This window comes from Nocardia paucivorans NBRC 100373, from assembly GCF_000308675.1.
GTDB lineage: Bacteria > Actinomycetota > Actinomycetes > Mycobacteriales > Mycobacteriaceae > Nocardia > Nocardia paucivorans.
Window position 1 is genome coordinate 1 of sequence record NZ_BAGE01000071.1, and the last position, 281, is coordinate 281.

1 pseudogene is annotated in these 281 nt (G+C 71.2%); it reads left to right on the forward strand.

Annotation, left to right across the window (positions count from 1 at the left end):
- Positions 1-237, forward strand: a pseudogene (locus tag ON32_RS23300) (hypothetical protein); the annotation flags it as partial.
- Between the last annotated feature and the right edge of the window lie 44 nt (positions 238-281).

Below are 281 nucleotides of genomic sequence, written 5' to 3' on the forward strand. Positions count from 1 at the left end.
ACCGCCGCCGTGGTCGCTGCGACCGCTCATCAGGTCGTCGAATTCGTCGCCCACGGCCCGGTCATGCCGACCACCGCCATTGCGGCCGCCGATCCCGGCCCTGCCGAATGTGTCATGTTCTGCGACCCGCCCCCACCTCCGCCGCCCGGCGACTGCGTGGTGTGCGACCCGGTATCGCCCGGACCGACCCGCGCCGCCGAAGTGATCGAGGCTCTGTTGCGCGCTGCGCGCCGATAACCACGAGCGGTTCCGACAGGTCCGGACATCGCGTACATGCCCGG